Below are 5,744 nucleotides of genomic sequence, written 5' to 3'. Positions count from 1 at the left end.
CGTCGTTTTCAGGTTCCGCGAGTCGAACCCCAAGAACGTCCCGAGGAGCTCCTCGTCGTCTATGGAGGGGGGACACCACTAGATGGGCCACGCGACGATGGAGTGGGTCTACGTGGGCGTAGTCATAGCCCTGCTGGTATACATCGGGGCATCGGCCTGGGAAGTCGAGCGCTTCCTTGACCACCCGCCAAAGGACTCGAAGGTTGTCAAGGTCATTGGGCAGCAGTGGTTCTGGACGTTTGAGCACGAGGACGGCCGCAAGGAAATAGGCGAGCTGCACCTCACAAAGGGCGTCCCGTACAAGTTCGAGATTACCTCCAGGGACGTGAACCACGCGTTCAACATACCGGACCTGACCGTGCTCATGGACGCAGTCCCCGGCAGGATAAACACGATGTGGGTCATGCCGGACGCTGCGGGCGAGTACCTGATTCAGTGCAGGGAATACTGCGGCTTTAGCCACTACCAGATGCGCGCCAAGCTCTTTGTAGAAGAGCCGGTGACCAACGCGTCTGCCACACTCGAACCAAAGGACGTCCAAGTGTCGCTGTACCAGGAATCCAAGCCGGCCGTCGTAGCGAGCAACTAAAAATCTCGCACGACCAAAATGCTTTTATTTGATACAAGATGCAAAAAAATCTAACCGGGGGATATTGATTGGTTCTCGAAGTTAAGAAACCTCGTCCGATGTGGGAGATCCTTTTTTCAACCCATCATACCGATGTCGGGCTTCTTTACATAGTTCTCAGCCTCGTCGCCTTGATGATAGGCGGGGCGCTGGCGCTCGTGATCCGTACAGAGCTGTTTCTGCCTGGGGCGCAGATAATCACTGATCCAAACACTTTCCACAGGATCTTTACCACGCACGGCACCAACATGCTGTTCCTTTGGCTCCTCCCGTTCGCCTCCGGTGTTGGCAACTACCTGATCCCGATAATGATCAGGTACAAGGACATGGCGTGGCCCAAGCTGAACGCGGTCGCGTTCTGGATGACGCCGGTGGGCATGGCTCTCGTGTGGCTGGGCATGGCAGACTTTACCTGGTACGCCACCCCGCCATACTCCATCCTGCGCGCTCCTGGCCCTGCAGCAGAGATGTGGATTTTCGGAATCAAGATACTCGGCCTTGGATCTATACTTGGCGCGATCAACTTTATCGTGACGATACTGAAGATGAAGCACCCGGACATGCCCCTCATGAAGACGTCGCTCTTTGTGTGGGCCACGCTCGTCACGTCGATCATGATCCTGGTGGCAATGCCGACGTTTGCCGCGGCGCTCATCATGCTCTTTACGGACAGGCTCGGCGTCACTGGCTTTTTCAACCCGAACATGGGCGGCGACCCAATCGCCTACCAGCACCTGTTCTGGTTCACCTTCCATCCGGAGGTGTACATATTCGCGATTCCTGCAATAGGGATGATGTACGAGCTGATACCCAAGTTCTCCCGAAAGCCTATATTCAGCTACCAGTCTGGAGTGACTGCGTTCATCGTGCTTGCGATAGTGGCGTTCTCGTCTTGGGCGCACCACATGTACGCGACAGGCATGAACTTTACGGAAAAGACCGTGTTCATGGTCGGGACGCTGGCGGCAGTGCCTGGGTCTGCCATGCACGTGTTCAACTTTATCGCAACCATGTGGGGAGGCAGGATCAGGTTTGCGACGCCCATGTCGTTTGTGGTCGGAGGGCTGGTCCTGTTCTTCTATGCCGGGGCAGGCGGCGTCGTCAACGCGCAGATGCCGCTTGACTTCCTCACGCACGACAGCTACTGGGTAGTGGGCCACTTCCACCTGTTCGTCATGGGGCTCATATCGTTTGGCTTCATTGGCATGCTGCACTACATATTCCCGCTCATCACGGGCAGGATGTACAACGAAAGGGTGGGCATGATCACGTTCTGGCTCCTGTTCGTCGGGGTCTCGGTGGTGTTCCTGACGCAGCACGTGCTGGGACTGTACGGGCAGCCAAGGAGGGTGTTCGACTACGTCCCGGTCGAGCCGCTGATAGTCATGAACCAGATATCGACCGTGGGAGCGTGGATCACGGGCATAGGGTCGGCAGTCCTGATCGGCAACCTGATCTACAGCTCTGCCAAGGGCAAGCCTGCAAACATGCGGGACCCCTTCCAGCTCGGGGAAGTCTATTACGACCAGACGCGGAAGGAGCCGCACCACTAGAAAAGGAGGCCGATGGTAGAACATGGAAGACCGCGAACATGAAGCAAGCGACCGCCCGATGCTGATGACCTCGCCGGGAAGGATGGCAAGGGGCATCATCATCTGCGCTGTAACTCTCGCAATAGGATTTGCCATAGTCCACACGCTCTTTGACGCCATGTTTGCAAACCCGCCACCGGTGACCCGGCTCCAGGCCGCGCAGCCTCCGCCCCCTCCGCCTCCAGCGGCAGCAGGCGTGACCCAGATATCGATACTGTCTGGCGCAGCCGTGCAGGGCAACCCTGACTATGACCCAGACGACGCGCAGGTGCCAGCCGGCAACAAGGTGGTGTGGATAAACGCAGACAACGTGCCGCACACAGCAACATCGGGGACAGGTCCGGAAGACGAAGCAACAGGTGCACGCTTTGACAGCGGCATAATAAACGGCGGCGAAAAGTCTTCTGAAATCGAGATAAAGGACGCCAAGGCTGGAGAAACCATACCCTACTACTGCATCGTCCACCCGTACATGACTTCGCAGCTGACCGTGACTGAGGCAGCCGCAGGCGGTGGTGGCGGTTCCACAAACAGCAGCCCTGTCGAAAACGTCCTGACTATTCCGTCAGGCGCAGCAGTGCAGGGCAACCCGTCGTACGACCCGGCGGAGCTGACGATCACACAGGGCAAGACCGTGCTGGTCCGCAACGCAGACAACGTGCCGCACACAGTCACATCAGGAACGGGTCCGGAGGACGCAAACTCGGGCAAGTCGTTTGACAGCAGCATACTGGACGGAGGCGCGCAGATCGAGATCAACACGTCCAGCCTGTCGCCCGGCGACTATCCGTACTACTGCATCGTCCACCCGTACATGAAGGGCAAGCTCGTAGTGACCGAATGACGACCTTACTGAAGGCCCTCTCGTTCACTACCCTTGCCGTCCTCTTTTCCCTTATTTTTATCGGGGGATACGTGAGCGCGTCTGGTGTCGGGCTGACGTGCCCGGACTGGCCGCTCTGCCCGCACGGCTTTTTGCCAAGCCAGGAATTCATAATAGAGTACACGCACAGGACGGTGGCCGCTACCACCGGCCTGCTGGTCATAGCAACTGCCGCCTTTACGGTCAGGTCAAAGCAGGCGCCAAAGGCCATGAAGGTGGCGTCGCTCATTGCCGCCGGCGCCGTGGTGGGCCAGATAGCGCTTGGCGCGGTGGTGATAGTGGAGCGGCTGCACGCGCTGCTCGTTACCGCGCACCTCGGCCTTGGGCTCGTCCTGTTCTCGATGGTGCTCATGACGTTCGTCTTTGCCTTCAGGATGCCTGCCGTAGCCGCAGAGCGCAAGGCCGTGGTGGCAAGCAGGAAAAAGGACTAGCAAGTAAGTAGGATCAGGTAGGTTATAGATGGATTGTGGGCTAGGTTAGGTTTATAGTGGCAAACCGTCCTATTGCGCCTATGGGACGCGCACGGCCCCTTGCGCTGGTTCTGGCATCGGCGATGGTCATCTCCCTTGCAGCCGCGCCCACCCTCCAGCTGCTGCCTGCTGCCTACGCACACCTCGACCACATCCCGCACTACAACGGGAACGAGGCCCACACCGAGCACTATTTCGTCTACCAGGCACTCGAGCCCGAGTACGCGGCGCCGGGCTCGCCCACCGCGATGATCTTTAGCGTGCAGGACTTTGACAGCAACGACCTGCGCGACGTGGAGGCGATGGTGGAGGTCTACTCTCCGACAGAGGGCCGCGTGTTCGCACTGCCCTGGACGAAATACGACGTGGGCGACTTTTCCACCTACTATACGTTCCCGGGGCTTGGCAACTACCAGATCGTGATGAGCATCGCAAACGGGCCCGTCAACTCCAACCAGGTCGACCCTGCCAGGGGCACGCTGTCAAGCACCGCAGGCTGCAACTGCGAGCGCGTCATATTCAACGTCCACATATCGAACAACTTTGGCACGATATTCACCACCACCATCCTTGCTGCCCTGACCGCGCCGATGGCGGGACTCGGCGTCATCATGTGGATAAACTACAAAAACAAAAAGGCTGCCGGCAGGATGCGCGGCCCCGGCGAGATCGTAAAATACGCAGTCATGCTGTCTGCGATTGCCGGCGGCATGGTGCACTTTGCGGTCTACTCAGAGCACGGCTCGCTCAGGCTAGAATACCCGATATTCCTGATATCGGCCGGCGGCATGCAGGTCAGCTATGGCATGATGTACATACTCTTGACGCTCACGTCCGAGTCAGGGACATTGAGCCCGCGCCAGTACTACCGCAAGACTGTGGCGCTCAACCTGTTCGGGCTTGCAGGCACCGCGGTGCTGCTTGGGCTCTACACGTATTCGGTCATATTCCCGCCGCCCCTCTCGCCCACCAACATGCCGGAGGCCGTCTCTGCCGCCGGCGTCCTTGCCAAGTCGGTGGAGGTGTTCCTGGTCGGGGGCATAGTCTACCTGATGCGGCTGGAAAAGAGGAGGCTTGCCGCGCTTTTGCACACACCCAGTAAAACATAAAACCCCTAGAGCAGCCACCTAACCGCATATGTGGAAAGTAATGATGCCGAGGAAAATAGTCTTCGGCGAGAACGCTGCCAAAGAGTTCCAGTATCCGAAAAATTCTCTCGTGATAACGACCACGACGCCCGACATATACAACAAGTGGCTCGACTACATGGGCATCAAGGACTATGAAGTCTATGACAAGGTCACGCCCGACCCTTCCATAGAGGCGATCGAGGCCATAAAGAAGCAGTACGAGGGCAAGAACATCGGGGCCTACATCGGCCTTGGCGGCGGGAGCTCGATGGACGTCTGCAAATATTTGTCAAAGCTGACAGGCATCCCGAAAATCCTGATCCCGACGACCTTTGGCACGGGCGCCGAGATGACCACCTACGCAGTCATCAGCTTTGACCACAAGAAAAAGCTCTTGCAGGACGAGGCGTTCCTGGCCGACGCGGCCATAGTCGATCCTTACTTTTTGCCCGGCACGCCGTTTAACATCATGCGCAACTCTGCATGCGACGCGGCGGCGCAGGCGTCGGAGGGCTATGACAGCAAGGCAGGCAACCCGTTCACCCAGCTTTTCTGCAGGGAAGCATTCGACATATTGTACGACGCGATAATGAACGACAAGCCGAACCTCCTGCCGTACGGCGCCATGCTGTCTGGCATAGGCTTTGGCAACTCGTCGACGACCCTCGGACACGCGCTGTCCTACGTGTTCTCAAACGAGGGCGTGCCGCACGGCTATGCGCTCTCGTCGTGCACCACCGTCGCGCACAAGTTCAACAACTCGATCTACTACAAGCGCTTCAAAGAGATCTGCCAAAAGCTGAAATTCGAGCCGCTAAAGCTGAAACAGCCGCTCGACGCCGCGGCAGATGTCATCATGCCGGACAGGGGCCACCTTGACAACAACCCAAAGCCGGTCACAAAGCAGGACATCATCAAGTGCCTCGACGAGATAGTGAACACCAACCCGCTGGCCTAGAATAGACGCAGGCCAGCACCCGGCCCTTTCTTTTCTTTTACACTATGGTCGTCTTTTTGATGTCAAACGGCACCGATTCCTGC

At 57.9% G+C, this 5,744-nt stretch carries 6 protein-coding genes; all 6 read left to right on the top strand.

The genetic code is table 11. From position 1 onward, the window contains the following. Positions 1 to 82 precede the first annotated feature (82 nt). The 6 genes from WKI84_RS11980 (at position 83) to WKI84_RS11955 (ending at position 5,661) form a co-directional block, all read left to right on the top strand. Positions 83 to 589 carry a hypothetical protein gene (locus tag WKI84_RS11980; protein ID WP_337863794.1) on the top strand — a complete coding sequence of 169 codons (507 nt, stop codon included), beginning with the start codon at positions 83 to 85 and terminating at the stop codon, positions 587 to 589. A gap of 98 nt (positions 590 to 687) precedes the next feature. Continuing rightward, the gene (locus WKI84_RS11975) at positions 688 to 2,181 is read left to right on the top strand and encodes a cbb3-type cytochrome c oxidase subunit I (protein WP_337863793.1); all 1,494 of its coding nucleotides are present in this window, start codon (positions 688 to 690) and stop codon (positions 2,179 to 2,181) included. A gap of 22 nt (positions 2,182 to 2,203) precedes the next feature. Then, positions 2,204 to 3,064, top strand: a complete 861-nt coding sequence (locus WKI84_RS11970) for a cupredoxin domain-containing protein (RefSeq protein ID WP_337863792.1) — start codon at positions 2,204 to 2,206, stop codon at positions 3,062 to 3,064. Further along, on the top strand, positions 3,061 to 3,534 hold the full coding sequence (locus WKI84_RS11965; RefSeq protein ID WP_337863791.1) for a COX15/CtaA family protein: 474 nt from the start codon (positions 3,061 to 3,063) through the stop codon (positions 3,532 to 3,534). Before WKI84_RS11970 ends, WKI84_RS11965 begins: the two co-directional genes overlap by 4 nt. Before the next feature lie 80 nt (positions 3,535 to 3,614). Continuing rightward, the gene (locus WKI84_RS11960) at positions 3,615 to 4,682 is read left to right on the top strand and encodes a hypothetical protein (protein WP_337863790.1); all 1,068 of its coding nucleotides are present in this window, start codon (positions 3,615 to 3,617) and stop codon (positions 4,680 to 4,682) included. Positions 4,683 to 4,722: 40 nt separating this feature from the next. Beyond that, positions 4,723 to 5,661 (top strand): iron-containing alcohol dehydrogenase, encoded by a 939-nt coding sequence (locus WKI84_RS11955; protein ID WP_337863789.1) that lies wholly within the window; start codon positions 4,723 to 4,725, stop codon positions 5,659 to 5,661. The last annotated feature ends 83 nt before the right edge of the window (positions 5,662 to 5,744 follow it).

The organism is Nitrososphaera sp., assembly GCF_037447015.1.
In the GTDB taxonomy this organism is placed as follows: domain Archaea; phylum Thermoproteota; class Nitrososphaeria; order Nitrososphaerales; family Nitrososphaeraceae; genus Nitrososphaera.
This window is presented reverse-complemented; position numbering and strand designations above follow the sequence as displayed.

Bases quoted from the DNA above. Each gene is read 5' to 3' on its own strand.
- WKI84_RS11980 (WP_337863794.1), top strand. From the start codon at position 83: ATGGGCCACGCGACGATGGAGTGGGTCTACGTGGGCGTAGTCATAGCC.
- WKI84_RS11960 (WP_337863790.1), top strand. From the start codon at position 3,615: ATGGGACGCGCACGGCCCCTTGCGCTGGTTCTGGCATCGGCGATGGTC.
- WKI84_RS11965 (WP_337863791.1), top strand. From the start codon at position 3,061: ATGACGACCTTACTGAAGGCCCTCTCGTTCACTACCCTTGCCGTCCTC.
- WKI84_RS11975 (WP_337863793.1), top strand. From the start codon at position 688: ATGTGGGAGATCCTTTTTTCAACCCATCATACCGATGTCGGGCTTCTT.
- WKI84_RS11955 (WP_337863789.1), top strand. From the start codon at position 4,723: ATGATGCCGAGGAAAATAGTCTTCGGCGAGAACGCTGCCAAAGAGTTC.
- WKI84_RS11970 (WP_337863792.1), top strand. From the start codon at position 2,204: ATGGAAGACCGCGAACATGAAGCAAGCGACCGCCCGATGCTGATGACC.